The 16242-nt window shown below is 71.9% G+C and carries 20 protein-coding genes and 5 pseudogenes; 15 read left to right on the forward strand and 10 right to left on the reverse strand.

The genetic code is table 11. From position 1 onward, the window contains the following. Nucleotides 1-16 precede the first annotated feature (16 nt). Complete coding sequence (locus tag LP418_RS02675) at nt 17-190, reverse strand: hypothetical protein (RefSeq protein WP_257955132.1); 174 nt, start codon at nt 188-190, stop codon at nt 17-19. 28 nt (nt 191-218) lie between these two features. Next, entirely contained in the window at nt 219-1406 is a 1188-nt protein-coding gene (locus tag LP418_RS02680; RefSeq protein ID WP_257955133.1) for a pyridoxal phosphate-dependent decarboxylase family protein, read from the reverse strand. 45 nt (nt 1407-1451) lie between these two features. Here LP418_RS02680 and LP418_RS02685 point away from each other — a divergent pair, with 45 nt between their 5' ends. The 3 genes from LP418_RS02685 (at nt 1452) to LP418_RS02695 (ending at nt 2833) form a co-directional block, all read left to right on the forward strand. Then, nucleotides 1452-1970: a hypothetical protein gene (locus LP418_RS02685; RefSeq protein WP_257955134.1), complete on the forward strand. Its 519-nt coding sequence runs from the start codon at nt 1452-1454 to the stop codon at nt 1968-1970. 2 nt (nt 1971-1972) lie between these two features. Continuing rightward, nucleotides 1973-2332 (forward strand): hypothetical protein, encoded by a 360-nt coding sequence (locus tag LP418_RS02690; RefSeq protein WP_257955135.1) that lies wholly within the window; start codon nt 1973-1975, stop codon nt 2330-2332. A 315-nt stretch (nt 2333-2647) separates the two neighbouring features. Further along, nucleotides 2648-2833, forward strand: a complete 186-nt coding sequence (locus LP418_RS02695) for a 2'-5' RNA ligase family protein (protein WP_257957303.1) — start codon at nt 2648-2650, stop codon at nt 2831-2833. Here LP418_RS02695 and LP418_RS29745 read toward each other — a convergent pair. Continuing rightward, nucleotides 2821-3057 carry a hypothetical protein gene (locus tag LP418_RS29745; protein ID WP_272496309.1) on the reverse strand — a complete coding sequence of 79 codons (237 nt, stop codon included), beginning with the start codon at nt 3055-3057 and terminating at the stop codon, nt 2821-2823. The genes LP418_RS02695 and LP418_RS29745 overlap by 13 nt on opposite strands. Nucleotides 3058-3121: 64 nt before the next feature. Then, nucleotides 3122-3253: a hypothetical protein gene (locus tag LP418_RS02705; RefSeq protein ID WP_257957304.1), complete on the reverse strand. Its 132-nt coding sequence runs from the start codon at nt 3251-3253 to the stop codon at nt 3122-3124. A gap of 448 nt (nt 3254-3701) precedes the next feature. On the opposite strand from LP418_RS02705, the gene LP418_RS02710 reads away from it, so the two are divergent. After that, nucleotides 3702-4124, forward strand: a complete 423-nt coding sequence (locus LP418_RS02710) for a pentapeptide repeat-containing protein (RefSeq protein ID WP_257955136.1) — start codon at nt 3702-3704, stop codon at nt 4122-4124. Here LP418_RS02710 and LP418_RS02715 read toward each other — a convergent pair. Further along, nucleotides 4114-4686, reverse strand: coding sequence for a TetR family transcriptional regulator (locus tag LP418_RS02715; RefSeq protein ID WP_257955137.1), 573 nt, complete (start codon nt 4684-4686; stop codon nt 4114-4116). The two genes, LP418_RS02710 and LP418_RS02715, sit on opposite strands and share 11 nt — an antisense overlap. A gap of 107 nt (nt 4687-4793) precedes the next feature. On the opposite strand from LP418_RS02715, the gene LP418_RS02720 reads away from it, so the two are divergent. The 9 genes and pseudogenes from LP418_RS02720 (at nt 4794) to LP418_RS02755 (ending at nt 11278) form a co-directional block, all read left to right on the forward strand. After that, complete coding sequence (locus LP418_RS02720) at nt 4794-5456, forward strand: biotin transporter BioY (RefSeq protein WP_257955138.1); 663 nt, start codon at nt 4794-4796, stop codon at nt 5454-5456. Further along, nucleotides 5401-6090, forward strand: coding sequence for an energy-coupling factor ABC transporter ATP-binding protein (locus LP418_RS02725; RefSeq protein ID WP_257955139.1), 690 nt, complete (start codon nt 5401-5403; stop codon nt 6088-6090). The genes LP418_RS02720 and LP418_RS02725 overlap by 56 nt, the downstream gene beginning before the upstream one ends. After that, nucleotides 6087-6665 (forward strand): annotated as a pseudogene (locus tag LP418_RS02730) (energy-coupling factor transporter transmembrane component T family protein); the annotation flags it as partial. The gene LP418_RS02725 and the pseudogene LP418_RS02730, both read left to right, overlap by 4 nt. A 763-nt stretch (nt 6666-7428) precedes the next feature. After that, on the forward strand, nt 7429-7788 hold the full coding sequence (locus LP418_RS02735; RefSeq protein ID WP_257955140.1) for a hypothetical protein: 360 nt from the start codon (nt 7429-7431) through the stop codon (nt 7786-7788). Then, nucleotides 7788-9027: pseudogene (locus LP418_RS02740) on the forward strand (adenosylmethionine--8-amino-7-oxononanoate transaminase). Before LP418_RS02735 ends, LP418_RS02740 begins: the two are co-directional and overlap by 1 nt. Further along, nucleotides 9027-9512: pseudogene (locus LP418_RS32225) on the forward strand (aminotransferase class I/II-fold pyridoxal phosphate-dependent enzyme); the annotation flags it as partial. The pseudogenes LP418_RS02740 and LP418_RS32225, both read left to right, overlap by 1 nt. A gap of 121 nt (nt 9513-9633) precedes the next feature. Beyond that, on the forward strand, nt 9634-10158 hold the full coding sequence (locus LP418_RS32230; RefSeq protein WP_442940216.1) for an aminotransferase class I/II-fold pyridoxal phosphate-dependent enzyme: 525 nt from the start codon (nt 9634-9636) through the stop codon (nt 10156-10158). After that, on the forward strand, nt 10155-10817 hold the full coding sequence (gene bioD / locus LP418_RS02750) for a dethiobiotin synthase (protein WP_257955142.1): 663 nt from the start codon (nt 10155-10157) through the stop codon (nt 10815-10817). Before LP418_RS32230 ends, bioD begins: the two co-directional genes overlap by 4 nt. Before the next feature lie 77 nt (nt 10818-10894). After that, nucleotides 10895-11278 carry a VOC family protein gene (locus tag LP418_RS02755; RefSeq protein ID WP_257955143.1) on the forward strand — a complete coding sequence of 128 codons (384 nt, stop codon included), beginning with the start codon at nt 10895-10897 and terminating at the stop codon, nt 11276-11278. 6 nt (nt 11279-11284) lie between these two features. Here the strand turns inward: LP418_RS02755 and LP418_RS02760 are convergent, their stop codons facing one another. The 4 genes and pseudogenes from LP418_RS02760 to LP418_RS02770 all read right to left on the reverse strand — a co-directional run bounded on the left by LP418_RS02760 (nt 11285) and on the right by LP418_RS02770 (nt 13288). After that, nucleotides 11285-11989 (reverse strand): amidase family protein, encoded by a 705-nt coding sequence (locus tag LP418_RS02760; RefSeq protein ID WP_257955144.1) that lies wholly within the window; start codon nt 11987-11989, stop codon nt 11285-11287. Beyond that, nucleotides 11937-12290 carry an amidase family protein gene (locus tag LP418_RS29750; RefSeq protein ID WP_272496337.1) on the reverse strand — a complete coding sequence of 118 codons (354 nt, stop codon included), beginning with the start codon at nt 12288-12290 and terminating at the stop codon, nt 11937-11939. Before LP418_RS29750 ends, LP418_RS02760 begins: the two co-directional genes overlap by 53 nt. Before the next feature lie 34 nt (nt 12291-12324). Then, nucleotides 12325-12684, reverse strand: a pseudogene (locus LP418_RS29755) (amidase family protein); the annotation flags it as partial. 133 nt (nt 12685-12817) lie between these two features. Further along, the gene (locus tag LP418_RS02770; protein ID WP_257955146.1) at nt 12818-13288 is read right to left on the reverse strand and encodes an NADPH-dependent FMN reductase; all 471 of its coding nucleotides are present in this window, start codon (nt 13286-13288) and stop codon (nt 12818-12820) included. A gap of 72 nt (nt 13289-13360) precedes the next feature. Here LP418_RS02770 and LP418_RS02775 point away from each other — a divergent pair, with 72 nt between their 5' ends. Then, on the forward strand, nt 13361-13951 hold the full coding sequence (locus LP418_RS02775; RefSeq protein WP_257955147.1) for a TetR/AcrR family transcriptional regulator: 591 nt from the start codon (nt 13361-13363) through the stop codon (nt 13949-13951). A 3-nt stretch (nt 13952-13954) separates the two neighbouring features. Here LP418_RS02775 and cimA read toward each other — a convergent pair. After that, nucleotides 13955-15547: pseudogene (cimA, locus tag LP418_RS02780) on the reverse strand (citramalate synthase). A 262-nt stretch (nt 15548-15809) separates the two neighbouring features. Between cimA and LP418_RS02785 the strand changes: the two are divergent. Then, complete coding sequence (locus tag LP418_RS02785) at nt 15810-16220, forward strand: SRPBCC family protein (RefSeq protein ID WP_257955148.1); 411 nt, start codon at nt 15810-15812, stop codon at nt 16218-16220. Nucleotides 16221-16242: the final 22 nt, after the last annotated feature.

A 16242-nucleotide genomic window follows, 5' to 3' on the forward strand; every position in this document is an offset into this window, starting at 1 on the left:
TGATCTCAGCGGACGTTCAGTCGGTACCGACCCCGCGATCGGACCTTGCCTGCTCGGCGATCGTCGCCATCGCGGCGAGGCTGCGCTCGACGTCCGTGTCCGTGGTCGACCAGTTGCTCACCGACACCCGGAGCACGGCCTGCCCGCGCCACTGGGAGCCTGTCGTCCGGGCGGTCCCGTCGGCGAGCATCCCGGCAACCACGGCCCGTGTCCGGTCGTCACTGCCGAAGCTCGAGCACACCCGGGTGAAGACGACGTCGTTGAGAACCTCGGCCCCCTCGATCGCATCGATGCCCTTCGCAAACACACGGGCATGGCTGCAGAAGCCGGCGACCGGGTCGGCGACGCCATCGCGGCCCCGGGCTGCGCAGGACCGCCCAGACGGTGAAGGCTCGCCCACGCCGACTGAGCTCGGGGACCTTCTCGAACGGCTCGCCGGCAGCATCGAAGATCAGGTAGTCGCCGTGCATGCCCATGGCCGCTCGCAGCGCCGCCCGGTCCCGCACGATCGCAATGCCGCAGTCGTAGGGCACGTTCAGCGTCTTGTGTGCATCGGTCGACCGGGAGTCGGCCGCCGCTGCCCCGGCCATCAGGTGGTGGTGGGCCGGGGAGGCCGCGGCGAACAGCCCGAAGGCCCCGTCGACGTGCACCCACGCCCCGTGCTCACGCGCCACCTCGATCGCTTCCACGAAGGGGTCAAAGGCGCCGGAGTGAACGTTGCCGGCCTGCAGCACGACCATGACCGGTCGGTCGTCGCCGTGCTCGAGTGCCTGCCGCAGCGCACCCGGCACCAACCGTCCCCGGTGGTCGGCCGCGACCACCTCCGGAGCGCCCAGACCGAGGTAGCGCAGCGCCGGGTCGACGGTGTCGTGACGCTCCGCACCCACGACGACCCGCAGCCCCGGCGAGCCGACCGGGCCGTTGGCCTTCACGTCCCAGCCGACCCGGCGCAGCATCTCGTCGCGACCGGCGGCGAGGCAGGTGAAGTTGGCCATCGTCCCGCCGGTGACAAAGCCGACAGCGCTCTCCTCCGGCAGCCCCAGAAGGTCCAGCAACCACGCCTCGGCGATGTCCTCGACCGCGGAGTGGGCTGGGGTCACGGTGCGAAGTCCGGCGTTCTGGTCCCACGCGCTGACCAACCAGTCGGCGGCCATCGCCGCCGGGTGGGTGCCGCCCATGACGAACCCGAAGAACCGGCCCGACGGAATCGCGGTCAGTCCGGGCTCGCACGCGCTCGCGAGGTGGTCGATGACATCGGCTGCGTCGGTCGGGCCCTCGGGAAGATCGGTTCCGAGCCTCTCCACCAGCTCGGCCACCGTCGCGCGCGGCGGCACCGCGCGTTCATCGAGCGAGGCGAGCCGGGTCAGCGCGTGCGCGTGGGCGCGATCGAGTGCCGGGATGTCCATGCCTCAGTGTGGGAGGCCGGGCGGTTCGCTGCATACCCTGTTCCGGTGAGAACGACCGTGCTCGACCGGACGACGTGGCAGGCCCGTGCGGCCGCACACGCCGCTCGCGTCGACGCCTTCATCGAGCCGCACCTCGCTCGTCGCGGGTCATCCGTGAAGCACCCCGTGCACGACTTCCTCTTCACCTACTACGCGCAGCGTCCTGCCCAGCTGCGCCGCTGGCATCCGGGGTACGGCGCCGCGCTGGCCGATGCCCCGGAGTACGCCGGGCTCAAGGGGTACGTCGACGGCTCGGTCACGGAGGCGTACGTCGCGTCGAAGGCGCAGCCCGTCCGCGGCCTGCTCAACCTGCTGCGCGCGACGGAGGGCCGGCCGGCGCACACCGGCTGCCTCGGGCTGCACGAGTGGGCGATGGTCTACCGCCAGTCCCCCGACGAGCTCCGGCACAACGACTGGCCCCTGCGGCTCGGGTCCGCCGGCACGGACGAGGTCGTCGAGGGACACCGGGTGAAGTGCTCGCACTTCGATGCCTTCCGCTTCTTCACGCCGCCCGCGCGGGGCTGAACGTGCTCCAGCCGGCGAGCGACGACCGGTCGGCGTACGAGCAACCGGGGTGCCTGCACGCGGGGATGGATCTCTACAAGCACGCGTTCCGGCTGACCCCGATGATCTGCAGCGACCCGGTCGCCGACTGCTTCGAGCTGGCGCGCGACATCCGGGTGATGGACATGCGCGCTGCGCCGTACGACCTCGTGGATCTCGGCTTCGAGCCGATCCGGATCGAGACGGTCGAGGGGAAGGCGACCTACGTCCGGGAGCAGCGGGCGTTCGCGGAGCGCGGCGCTCCCCTGCGGCGGCGGTTGATCGAGGAGTGCGAGCGACTGCTCGATAGCCTGACGGAGTGCCTGACTTCGCCCTCGAGCTGAGCTTCGACTCCGCGAGCGAAGCGGCGGTCGTTGGGCAGTGGGAGGCGCTCAGGGCCGCAGGCCTGCCGTCCCGAGGCCGAGCACAGGTCCATGACGAATGACCGCACGTCACGCTCGTTGCTGCGCAGGAGCTCGACCCGGAGCTCGCCGGCCTCGCCACCGCGACGGTGGCGTTGCCGAGCACGTTCATCGTGCGTGGGCTCGTGTTCATCGGAGTGGGTGCGCGCGTCACGGTCGCCCACCTCGTCGAGCCGGACCCCGCGCTGGCGTCCGCCGTCGCCAGCCTGCGCGCGTGTCCGGGACCTGCGACACCCGGTGTGGACCCCGCACGTCACGCTCGCGAGACGCGTGCCGCGGTCCCGACTGGCCGAGATGCTCGAGGTGCTGGACGCGCACCCCGCCCCGACCACGTTGACGTGCACGAGGTTGCGCTGGTGGGACCCGGTCACGGGCGAGATCGACGAGCTGACGCGGAGCGCCGGGCCGACTCAGAACGTGTAGTCGAAAGCCTCGATGGCGTCGGCGAACACGGTGGCGACGCGGGCGCGGGAGGCGTCGGTGTAGAGCTCGCGGTAGTGACCGGCGGGGCGGGCGTTGCCCTTGGCGCGCGGGAGGTCGGGCGAGCCGGGGAGGCCGAGGTGGGCCCAGACCTCGTCGAGCTCGTCGGCGAGGCGCTCGTAGCGCAGCACCCGGTCAACGACGAGCTTGCCGCGGATGCGGTACATCCGGCGGTTGTTGGCGAGCTGCTCGATCCACTCCTCGCTGACGTAGCGCTCGAAGTCGGGCAGCTCAGGGCAGGTCCTTGTACTTCCAGTAGTACAGCGACACGACGGCGTCCCGGGGGTTCCGCTCGATCGCGAACGAGTAGTAGTCGCGCCACGCACCGGGGCCGACGACGTCGCGTGCGAGGCGGGCACTCATGTGGTTGAAGGCCCGGCGCGGGAGCGGCGGCGCCTCGAAGTTCTGCAGGGCCGAGCCCGCCGGCGGCCACGCGCAGCTCCTCGTCCTCGGGGCTGATCCGGGTGATGACGTCGTCCGGCCCGCACACCTTCGACAGTGCGATCTCGACGCTCGTGCCCGCCGTCTTGCGAGTCTTGAGGAAGATGAAGCGGTGGGCATGGGACGCGATCACAAGCGCGACCCTACCGGCGCCGGTGCGTGCCCCGCCCGGATAGCGTGGCGGTCGTGAATGAGACGCCGCTGCACGCCGAAGGTCGCCAGTTCACCGACGAGGACTGGTACGGCGACGACCCGGGCGCCGCACGGTTCGTGGACTGCACCTTCACGCGCGTCGACTTCGGCGAGGCGACCACGTCGGGCGCGACCTTCGAGGGCTGCACCTTCCACAACTGCTCGTTCAGGGTCGAGCGTGCACACGACGACGGCGTTCGTCGGGTGCGATGTCCGGCGCTCGAAGTTCTTCGACGTCACCTTCGACGGCTGCAAGCTCGTGGGGACCGTCTTCTCCGACTGCACGATGCGACCGCTGACCGTGCGCGGCGGCCAGTGGCAGTCGGTCACCATCCGCGGGGCCAACCTGAGCAAGGTCGACTTCTCCGGGGTGGACCTGCGCGAGGCCGACCTGTCGATGAGCGACCTGTCGTTCGCCGTACTCACCAAGGCGCGGCTGGACCGGGCCACGCTGCGCGAGACGAAGCTCGACGGTGCCGACCTGCGCGGAGCGTCCCCGGACGGCGTCGACCTGTCCGTCGCCCTTCTGAAGGGGACGAAGCTGGACCTGACGGGCGCGGTGCTGCTGGCCGAGCTGTACGGCGCCGACGTCACGCCCTGACGGCAGCCTCGACCCGCGAGCGGAGGCCGTCGATCACGACGTCGAGGCCCGTCGAGAAGTCGGGCAGCGAGTCGAGCTCGCGCTCCACGGCCCCGGCGCTGATGGCCCGGATCGCCGTCTGCTCCTCGAAGGCGTGGCCGAAGATGTAGTGCAGCAGCGTCCGGCTCCCGACCGGGGCGAGCGCGTCGTCCAGCCCGGCATCTCGCAGGATGCCTTCGAGCTCGGCCGCCGGCGCCCGGACTCCCATCCCGAACGCCCACACCGTGGCCACGACGTCGGCGCCGTCGGTGCAGGCGAGCATGGCGTCGCGCAGCTCGTCGCAGACCTCGCGCAGCCGGGCCGGCCAGTCGTCGGCGTCGGCCGTGCGGGGACGCTTGCCGCGGCGCAGGATCTCCTCGGCGACGGCCGCGAGCAGGGTCTGCTTGTTGGCGAAGTGGTGGTAGATGGCGCTCGGCTGGACCCCGAGCTCGGCGCCCAACCGACGCATCGTCAGCGCGCCGAGGCCGTAGCTGGACAGGAGCTGGTGTGCGTGCTCGAGCACGTCGTCGCGGTGGTAACGCATCTCACTCCCCGTCCTCCGTTGACCGAAGCGTCCCCACAACCCTAACCTGAACACCGTTCACCTGACCACCGTTCAGGTCAGTCCCCTCGCCGAGAGCAGCCCCCGCCATGAGCACCACTTCCCTCCCCAGCAGGGGCACCGACATCGCGCTGATCGCCGGCTTCGCCGCACTGATCGCCGTCTGCGCGATCTCCCCCGCCATCAGCATCGGCGGCCCCGTCCCGGTCACCCTGCAGACCTTCGGCGTGCTGCTCAGCGGCGCCGTCCTCGGTGCCCGCCGCGGCTTCCCGGCCACCCTGCTCTACGTCGTGGCCGGGGCCGCCGGACTGCCGATCTTCTCCGGCGGCGCGGCCGGCCCGGCGGTGCTGACGGGCCCCTCCGCGGGCTACCCGGTCGGCTTCCCGCTGGCCGCCGCCCTGTGCGGCTTCATCGTCGAGCGGCTCCCGCGCCGCAAGATCCAGACCAGCCTGCCGCTGATCTTCGCCGCCGGCCCGGCCAGCAGCGCCGTCTTCATCCACACCCTCGGCATGGCCGGCCCTGGTGCTGCGGATCCCCACGACACGGGGAAGGCGCCTTCGACATCGACAAGTTCTTCTGGTTCGGCGACGTGCTCAAGAACATCGGCGTCGCGATCGTCGCCACCGCCGTGCACCGCGCGTTCCCCGACCTCCTCGGGCCCAAGCGTTCCGAGCAGCGCGAGGACGCGCTCGCGGCGTGAGCCACATCGAGCTCGACCGCGTCACCGTCCGTTTCCCCGTGGCGGACGGTGACGTCGTCGTGCTCGAGGAGACGTCGCTCTCGCTGACCGAGTCGAGCATCGCCCTGATCGGCGCCAACGGCTCGGGCAAGTCCACCCTCGCCCGGCTCCTCAACGGTCTCGTGACGGCCACGACCGGTCGAGTGACGATCGACGGGCTGGACGTGTCTCGCGAGGGCCGCGCCGTACGCCGCAAGGTCGGCTTCGTCTTCACCGACCCGGCGGCCCAGCTGGTCATGCCGACGGCCGCCGAGGACATCGCTCTGTCCCTGCGCCGCCACCACCGCGACAAGCGCGTGCGCCGAGCCGCCGCTGAGGCCCTGCTGGCGTCCTACGGGCTCGAAGGACTCGGTGATCGCAGCGTCCACACGCTGTCGGGCGGCCAGCGCCAGCTGCTCGCCCTCGCCGGAGTCCTCGCCATCCAGCCCGACGTGGTCGTCGCCGACGAGCCGACGACACTGCTCGACCTCGCGAACGCTCGTCGGATCGGCGACCTCCTGCTCTCGCTCCCCCAACAGCTCGTGCTCGTCACCCATGACCTCGAGCTGGCCGCCCGCTGCGAGCGCGGGATCGTGATGGCGGACGGTCGCGTCGCGCACGACGGGCCGGCGGCGGCCGCGGTGGACCACTACCGGGTGACGGCATGAGCGGCGACCTGCTGGGTCTCCACCAGCCCGGCACGACTTGGCTGCACCGGCTGCCCGCCGGGGCGAAGCTGCTGGGGCTTCTGGGCGCGAGCATCGTCGTCGTCGCCCTGCACGGCCCACGCACGGTGGTCGCCGAGCTCGTCGTGACGCTCGCGGTCGTGGCCTGCTCACGGATGGGGTGGCGGTCACTGCTCAGGTCCCTGCGCGGCCTGCTGCTCGTGATCGCGATGCTGGCGGCCTACCTGTGGTGGCAGCAGGGCTGGGAGCGCGCGGTCGAGTCCGTCGGCGACCTCGTCACGCTCGTGCTGCTCGCGACGGTGCTGACGGTCACCACGCCCGTCGACGAGATGCTCGACACCATCACGCGCGGCCTGCGACCTCTGCGGCGGCTCGGGGTGGACCCCGAGGGCGTCGCGCTCGCCTTCTCCCTGTTGTTGCGCGGCATCCCGACAACCCTCCAGCTCGCCGACGAGACCCGCGACGCCGCGCTTGCACGTGGGCTCGAACGCGATCCCCGCGCCCGGTTGACGCCCCTCGTCATCCGGGTCGTCGCCCACGCCCGTGCCACCGGCGATGCCCTGCACGCGCGGCATCCACGACTGATACCCACCACCCCCGGGAGAGACCATGACGACCTTCCACCGGCTCGCCGACCGCATCCTCGCGGGCAAGCCCGCCACCGAGGACGACGCCCTCGCGGTCCTGCGCGCGCACGACGACGAGCTGCTCGACGTGGTCGCTGCGGCCGGGCGCCTGCGGCGGGCCCACTTCGGCAACACGGTGAAGGTCAACTACCTCGTCAACCTCAAGTCCGGGCTGTGCCAGGAGAACTGCAACTACTGCTCGCAGGCGCTCGGCTCGACGGCGCCGATCCTGAAGTACTCCCCGGCTCAAGACCGACGAAGCCCTCGAGCAGGCCGCGGCCGGGCTCAAGGGCGGCGCGACCCGTGTCTGCATGGTCTCCAGCGGTCGAGGTCCCAGCGACCGCGACATCGACAAGGTCACCGAGATGGTCGGCGCCATCAAGGGCGAGAACCCCGGCGTCGAGGTCTGCGCGTGCCCGGGCCTGCTCAAGGACGGCCGGAGCCGAGCGCCTCAAGGACGCCGGCGTCGACGCCTACAACCACAACATCAACACCGCCGAGTCGCACCACGACACGATCGTGCAGACCCACACCTACGCCGACCGCGTCGACACCGTGACCAAGGCCAAGACCGCCGGCCTCTCCCCCTGCTCCGGCCTGATCGCCGGCCCTGGGCGAGACCGACGAGCAGCTCGTCGAGGCGCTCTTCGCCCTCCGCGAGCTGGAGTCCGACTCGATCCCGGTCAACTTCCTGATGCCCTTCGACGGCACTCCCTACGAGAACACGTGGGAGCTCGACCCCACGCGCTGCCTGAAGATCCCGGCGATGGCGCGCTTCGTGTGCCCCGACCGCGAGGTCCGGATCGCCGGCGGACGCGAGATGCACCTGCGCTCCCTGCAGGGCCCGGCGCTGCACGTGGCCAACTCGATCTTCCTCGGTGACTACCTCACCTCCGAGGGCCGGGCCGCCGAGACCGACCTCGAGCTGATCCGCGACAACGGCTTCGTGGTGCTGGGCTCGGAAGAGCACGACGCCCGGGTCGCCGCAGGTCAGTCGCACGACCCCGCCATCCGTCGGCGCGGGGCGGGGACCGACGTCGCCGCCAACGCCTGATGATCGACCCGCTCGACTGGGACCGCGCACACCTCTGGCATCCCTACACCTCGCTGACTGCGCCGACCCCGACGCGCCCGGTCACGGCCGCGTCGGGAGTCCGGCTCGAGATCGACGGCCGTGAGGCGATCGACGCGATGTCGTCGTGGTGGGCGACGATCCACGGCTACCGCCACCCCGTCCTCGACGATGCCGTACGCCGACAGGTCGCCGACTTCTCACACGTGATGTTCGGCGGGCTGACCCATGAGCCCGCGATCCGGCTCGGCCAGCAGCTGGTGTCGATCACCGGTCTGCCGCACGTCTTCTTCGCGGACAGCGGGTCGGTCAGCGTGGAGGTCGCGATGAAGATGGCGATGCAGGCGCGGCCGGGACGGACTCGGTTCCTGACCGTCCGGGGCGGCTACCACGGCGACACCTTCGGACGCGATGAGCGTGTGCGACCCCGAGGGCGGCCTGCACACCCTGTGGTCGGGCGTCCTGCCGGAGCAGGTGTTCGGTCCACGGCCGCCGGCGATCGGTGAGCCGATCGACGAGTGGGCAGCCGCGATGCGCGCACTGGCCGCGGAGCACGCTTCCGAGATCGCCGGGCTCATCGTCGAGCCGCTGCTCCGGGGCGCGGGTGGCATGCACGCCTACCCGGCCGAGTGCCTCACCGTCTTCCGCGAGATCGCCGATGAGCACGGCTTCGTGCTGGTCTTCGACGAGATCGCGACCGGCTTCGGCCGCACCGGCCACCTCTTCGCCATGGACGCCGCCGACGTGAAGCCCGACATCCTCTGCCTCGGCAAGGCCCTCACCGGCGGCTACCTGTCACTCGCGGCCGTGCTGTGCACCAGCGACCCGGCCGGCCGGATCGAGCCGGGCGGCGTGCTCATGCACGGGCCGACGTTCATGGCCAACCCGCTCGCCTGTGCGGTGGCGTCCGCGAGCATCGACCTGCTGCTCCGGGGCGACTGGCAGGCGACGATCGGTCGCATCAACGAGCGCCTGACCACCGGACTCGCCGCAGCGTCCGCGCTGGCCGGCGTGACCGCCGTACGCACCATCGGCGCCGTGGGCGTCATCCAGCTCGACCACCCGGTCGACGTCGTCGCCGCGACCGAGGCAGCGCTGGCGGCGGGCGTGTGGATCCGACCGTTCCGCGACCTGATCTACACGATGCCGCCCTACATCTGCAGCGACGACGAGATCGACTCGATCTGCGCCGCGATGCTCCGGGCAGTGGAGGCCTCGTGATGAATGACTGGGACCAGTGGCTCACCGATGAGGCCGTACGGCGAGATGCGGCCGGCCTGACCCGCCGGCTGCGGCCCCGCGGGCCCGACGACGATGTGATCGACCTCGCCGGCAACGACTACCTCGGGCTCTCTCGCGACCCGCTGGTCGTGGCCGCGGCTGTCGAGGCCGCCCGCGTCTGGGGAGCCGGGGCCGGCGCATCCCGGCTCGTCACCGGCACGCTCGCGCTGCACGAGACGCTCGAGCAGGAGCTGGCCTCCTTCCTCGGCCAGCCCGCCGCGCTCGCGATGTCGACCGGCTACCACGCCAACCCGGCGGCCGTCACCGCGCTGGCGGACCGGGACACCCTGATCGTGTCCGACGCCCACATCCACGCGTCGCTGATCGACGCCGCCCGCCTGTCGCGCGCGGAGATCGCGGTGACGCCTCATGGCGACGTCGACGCGGTCGCCGCCGCGCTGGCCGGCGCCGACGGCCGACGCGCGATCGTGCTCGCCGAGTCGATCTACTCCGTGCTCGGCGACGCCGCTCCCCTGACGGACCTCGGCGTCCGTCTGCGCCCGGTACGGCGCACTGCTGATCGTCGACGAGGCCCACGGGCTCGGCGTGGCCGGCGCGATCGGCGAAGGGCTCGTCCGCGACCTCGGCCTCGCCGCGGCCCCCACGTCGTCGTCACCGCCACGCTCTCGAAGTCGCTGGGCGCCCGGGGGCGGCGTGGTCCTCGGCTCCCCCGCCCTCGTCCACCACCCGGTCAACCGGGCCCGGCCGTTCATCTTCGACACGGCCCTCAACCCGGCCGCCACCGGCGGTGCCCTCGCGGCCCTGCGGGTGCTGCGCTCGCGGCCCGAGCTGCCGGGAGTGATCCGCTCCCGCGTGTCGTCCCCGGCCGCACAGCTCGGCGTCGACGTCCCGGCGGGCGCCGTACTCTCCGTGCCGATGGCGTCTCCGCAGGTCGCGACCGCGGCGCAGGCCGAGTGCCTCGATCACGGCGTGCGGGTCGGTTGCTTCCGGCCACCGTCGGTGCCGGACGGCATCTCCCGGCTGCGCATCACCACCAACGCGGGCGTGCCGGCCGACGCGTGGGACCGCGCGTGTGAGCTGCTCTCGAAGGTCGTCGAGGCGCACCGGTGATCCTCGTCGTCACCGGCACCGGGACCGGCGTGGGCAAGACGGTCGCCACCGCCGCGCTGGCCGCACGCGCCGCCGGCTCGGTCATCGTGGTCAAGCCGGTGCAGACGGGCGTGCTGCCCGGGGAGGTCGGTGACGTCGACGACGTACGCCGCCTCGCGGGCTGCGAGGTCATCGAGCTCGTGCGCCTGCCCGATCCGCTCGCGCCGGACACCGCCGCCCGGCTGGCCGGAGTCTCGCTGCCGACCGTGGCGGAGCACGCGGCCCGGATCGTGTCGTTGGCGGACGTCTACGACACGGTCATCGTCGAGGGCGCCGGCGGGCTGCTCGTGCGGCTCGACGGCGACGGCGGCACGCTGCTCGACCTTGCGGACTCACTCTCGGCATCGGTGGTCGTGGTCGTCGCCCCCGGGCTCGGCACGCTCAACCACACCGAGCTCACCGTGGCCGCGCTCCGGGCACGGGGCATCGAGCCGTCCGGACTGATCATCGGCGCCCGGCCTACGGACCCTGACCCGGCCTCTCGCTGCAACCGGGACGACCTGCCCCGCGTGACGAGGGTGCCGGTCATCGCCGTACTCCCCGCGGACGTCGGGTCCATCGAGCGCTCGGCCTTCGTGGCGGCTGTTCCCGGGTGGTTCACGTCTGAGGCCTTGGCGTAGTTAAGTGTGAACTTGTCGGATCTCGGCGAGATCGCGACAAACCCTCACTGAACTACCCGACCACTCGGAGGTTCGCCATGACTGCCCCGGACCAGTACGCCAGCGTCCGCTACCTCGTCGACGACGTCGACGCGGCCGTCGAGTTCTACACGACCCACCTCGGGTTCGAGCTGCTCTCCCACCCCGCCCCACCGTTCGCCGACGTGGTGCGCGGACCGCTGCGACTCCTGCTGTCCGGCACCGCCAGCCTCGGGAGCACGCGCGACCCCGGACGACCTGATGTCGGCTGGCCGCAACCGCATCCACCCGGTCGTCGACGACTTCGACGGGCTCGTCGACCGTCTCAGGGGCGCCGGCCTTTCCTTCGCCAGCGACGTGGTCTCCGGACCGGGTGGGCGGCAGGTCCCGGTCACCGACCCCGCCGGCAACCCGGGTGGAGCTGTTCAGAACCGGCGACCTGACGCGACTCACCACCCCGGCGGGCGGAGGTGGTGCCACGGTGCGGCCGCCTCCAGCTCCGCGGACGCCGCCAGCAACAGCTCCTCCTCGGCGGGTCGCGCGGCCAGCATCACTCCGACGGGGAGGCCGTCCGGCGTCCAGTGGAGCGGGAGCGAGATCGCCGGCATCCCGGTGACGTTCCGGGCGCTGGTCCACGGCGTGAAGCGCTTCTGCGCCTCGAAGTCGGCCGCCGGGTCCTCGTCGTCACGCAGCGCGCCGACGAAGGGCGGCAGCGTCGCCAGCGTCGGCGTCAGCACCGGGTCGTACGGCGCCGGGGAGACCAGCGCGTCCGCGGCATACCTCCTGAGCTGGCCGATCGCGAGCCCGAACTCCGGACCGCTGACGGCGCGACCCCGCTCGGCCAGCCACCGCGTGAGCGGCCTGATCTCGTGCTCGCGCCCCTCCGGCACCTCGGCCAACGCCGTGAGCACGGCCCAGCAGAGCTCGAACGTCGCCACCGCTTCGCGCGGCAGCGGAACCTCGATGTCGACGACCTCGTGGCCGAGGCCCGCGAGGAGTGCCGAGGCCTCGTCCCGGGCCGTCCTGACCTGCGGGTCGATCTCACTGTCGGTGATGACTGGTGTGATGAAGCGAGCGACCCGGAGGCGCCCGGGGTCGCGGTCACAGGCAGCGAGGAACGACCCGAGAGGAGGTGGCGCCCGGGGAGGGATCACTCACCCGCCGACCCGCCATCACGTCGAGCAGGGCGGCGGCGTCACGCACCGTGCGTGCCAGTGGACCGGCCGTGGCCGGGCCGACCGGATCGCCGTACCCGGGGGCGGCGCTGATCCGGCCACGGGTCGGCTTGAGCCCGACCAGTCCGCAGCACGACGCCGGGATCCGGATGGAGCCACCGCCGTCCGAGCCCGGTGCGAGGGGCACCAGTCCGGCAGTCACGGCCGCCGCCGCGCCACCGGAGGAACCGCCTGCCGTGCGGCGGGGATCCCGTGGGGTGACGGCGGGCGGGGGCGACATCGGGCTCGGTGTAGCAGGGCGACCCGAACTCGGGAGTGTTCGTCTTCCCGAGGCTGGGCAGACCGGCTGCCTCGAGCGTCAGGACGACGTCGTCCGACTCGTCGGGCACGTGGTCGGCATAGGCCGCCGAGCCGAAGGTCGTGCGCACACCGGCGGTCGGGTGCAGGTCCTTGATCGCGGTCGGCACGCCCCAGAGCGGGCCCGCGTCGTCCGGCCGTCCGGCCGCGGCGAGGGCGCCAGCCTGCCCTCGTGCCAGCTCGGGGGTGGACGTGACGAACGCGCCGACGGTGTCGGCGCGTCCGAGGTAGTGCTCGACAAGGTCGAGCGGGGTGACCTCGCCTCTGCGGACGAGATCACCCTGCTCGAGGGCAGTCAGGTCATGGAGTTCGGCCACGCTCGTGACCGTACTCCCGCGCCAGCCTGCCCTCGTGGGGGTAGGTCAGGCCGCGGCGGTCTCACCCTCGTGCGACACGAGGGCGTTCAGGGCACCGACGAGGCGCTCGATGGCGGCGGTGTCGGCGAAGAGATCACCGCTGACGGCGGGCTCGCTCGCCACGATGCCCTCGACGACCTGCGCACCGGCGATGGTCGCCGAGTGGCGCGCGTGCTCGTGCGACCACTTGCCGCCGTAGGGCGTGGGGGTCGCGCCGACGGCCGCGAACGGCTTGCCGACGATCGCACCGGCGCCGTGCAGGGCGCGACAGCCAGTCGATGGCGTTGTTCAGGACGGCGGGCATGGTGCCGTTGTACTCCGGGGTCACGACCAGCACGCGGTCGGCGGCCGAGACGGCCTCACGGAGCGCGACGGCGCTGGCGGGGGCCGTGTCGCCGTCGATCTCCTCGTTGTAGAACGGGACTCGGTCGAGGCCCTCGACGATGTCGACGGTGACGCCTTCGGGCGCGTTGGCCGAGAGGTGCTCGGCGATGCGGCGGTTCAGGGAGTCGGCGCGGAGGGAGCCGACGAGGACGGCGACACGGGTCTGCGAAGAGGTAGTCATGTGGGGTCAAACGGACCGCGGTCCGGTTCTATTCCGCAAGCCCGGAAAGAATTCTCCGCCTAGGCTGGCGACGTGCCCATCGAGCTGCATCTCGCCGACCAGCAGCCGCTGGAGCGTTCCGACGCGGCCCGCAACCGCGAGGCCCTGCTCGAGGCGGCGCTCCGACTGATCGACCGGTGCAGCGTGGACGGCGTGACCATGGGCGCCGTCGCCCACGAGGCGGGCGTCGGCAAGGGCACCGTGTTCCGTCGCTTCGAGAGCCGCGAGGGCCTGATGGCGGCCGTCCTCAACCGGTCGGAGACCGAGTGGCAGGCGGCCGTCCTCGGTGGTCCTCCCCCGCTCGGCCCGCACGACGACCCGATGGAGCGGCTGCTCGCGTTCGGTCACTCGCGGCTGCGGATCAACCTCACGCACGGCGCCCTGATCACCGCCGCGGGGCACGCCGGCGCGCGGTCGTTCGCCGCGGTCTCCTTCTCGGCGATGCACGTGCGCTACCTCCTCACCGCGATCGGCGTACGCGGAGACATCCCGCTGCTCGCAACGGCGCTGATGGCCCCGCTGGAGGTCGTCATCCTCGAGCAGCAGGTGGGCAAGGAGCACATGGACCTCGCCCGGATCGAAGCCGGTTGGGACGACCTCGTACGTCGAGTGGTGGCCGGCTGAGGGTCAGCGGTGGTGCTTGCGCAGACCGAAGGTCAGCCCGTCGACGAGCGCACCCCATGACGCCTCGATCACGTTGTGGCCCACGCCGACGGTGACCCACGAGGACTCGCCGTCGGAGGTCTCGATCAGCACCCGGGTGATCGCGTCGGTGCCGTGCCCCCGGGTCGAGGATCCGCACCTTGTAGTCGATCAGCTCGAACTTCGCGACCTCCGGGAAGGCCCGGCCGATCGCCGTACGCAAGGCTGCGTCGAGCGCGTTGACGGGCCCGTTGCCCTCGCCGGTGACGACGTAGCGCACGCCCTCGGACCTCAGCTTCACCGTGGCTTCCGAGACCGCCTCGCCGTCCGGCGTGGTCTCGGTGATCACGCGCCGGACTCGACGTCGAAGTAGGACGGACGGACGCCCTCCACCTCCTCCACGAGCAGCAGCTCGAACGAGGCGTCGGCCGCCTCGAAGGTGTAGCCGGTCTGCTCCATGGCCTTGACCCGGTCGGTCACGCGCGTCACGAGCTCGCGATCACCCGACAGGTCGAAGCCGAGCTCCTTGCCCTTGAGCTCGATCGAGGCACGACCGGCCATGTCGGAGACGAGCAGGCGCATGTCGTTGCCGACGCCGATCGGGTCCATGTGCTGGTAGAGGTTGGGGTCGACCTTGATCGCCGAGGCGTGCAGGCCGGCCTTGTGGGCGAAGGCGGACGTGCCGACGTAGGGCTGGCGCGACGCGGGCGGCACGTTGGTCACCTCGGCGACGGCGTGCGCGATCCGGGTGGCCTCGCGCAGCAGCCCGGCCGGCAGCACCGCCCGGTCCAGCTTGAGCTCGAGGTTGGCCACGACGGTGACCGGGTCGGCGTTGCCGGTGCGCTCGCCGTAGCCGTTGATGCAGCCCTGCACGTGGGTCGCGCCGGCAGCGACGGCGGCCAGCGAGTTGGCGACCGCGCAGCCGGAGTCGTTGTGGGCGTGGATGCCGACCCGGGCGCCGGTCGAGGCGATCACGTCGGTGACGACGTCGGAGACCCAGTCGGGCAGCATGCCGCCGTTGGTGTCGCACAGGGCGACGACCTCGGCGCCGGCCGTCATCGCCGTACGCAGCACCTCGAGCGCGTAGTCACGGTTGTCGCGGTAGCCGTCGAAGAAGTGCTCGGCGTCGAGGAAGACGGTCTGGCCCTCGGCCCGCAGGTGCGACACGGTGTCGCGGACCATCTCGAGGTTCTCCTCGAGCGTGGTGCGCAGCGCGAGCTCCACGTGGCGGTCGTGCGACTTGGCCACCAGCGTGACCACGGAGGCGCCGCTGTCACGCAGCGCGGCGACCTGCGGGTCGTCGGCCGCCCTGACACCCGCCCGGCGCGTGGCCCCGAAGGCCGCGAGACGGGCGTGCCGCAGGTCGAGCTCTCGGCTGGCGCGGCGGAAGAACTCCGTGTCCTTGGGGTTGGCGCCCGGCCAGCCGCCCTCGATGAAGCCGACCCCGAGCCCGTCGAGCTGACGGGCGATCGTCAGCTTGTCCGCGACGGAGAGGTTGAGCCCCTCCTGCTGCGCACCGTCGCGCAGCGTCGTGTCGTAGACGTGGAAGGAGCCCTGCAGGTCGAGCGGCTGGGACATCGGATAAGTCTCTCTCATCGGACTTGATCGGGGCACAAAAAAACCTCCCGGGGTCAGGAGGTTGGCGCGGCGGGTGACCCGTCGCGCTAGGCAATGATGATGGTGCTGGTGGTGCGCATGACCCCACTGTGCCACGTCGCGCACGCCCACGGGTCGGTGTCTCGCGATCCGGTTCGCCCACCGGGCGCTGGCATACTCCGGGTCGTGACCACCCCAGACGCCACCGGCCAGATCGACATCGACACCTCCGCCGAGGCGGCCTATGCCTTCCTCAGCGATCCCGCCCGGATGCCCGAGATCGCGGAGGAGACCCGGAAGGTGCTGCGTCGACGCGCGAGCACCGGCCGGGTGGGCACCCGCTTCGTCGGCCTCAACCGCAACGGCCGCCACGTCTGGCCGACCACGGGGCAAGGTGACCGACGCCGATCCCGGTCGTCGTTTCGCCTTCGACGTGGAGGCCGTGCCCGGCGTGCCGGTGGCACGCTGGCAGTACGACATCGAGCCCACCGCGACCGGGTGCCGGGTGGTCGAGAGCACGTGGGACCGGCGCGCCGCCCGGTTCGCCAAGGCGAGCACGCCCATCACGGGGGTCGCGGACCGCGAGACGGCCAACACGCACAACATCGCCACCACGCTGGGTCGGCTCAAGTCCGCCCTCGAGGCGACAGCCTGATCAGACCCGGGAACGGGCTAGA

The sequence above is a fragment of the Nocardioides sp. B-3 genome, from assembly GCF_024703895.1.
Lineage (GTDB): Bacteria > Actinomycetota > Actinomycetes > Propionibacteriales > Nocardioidaceae > Nocardioides.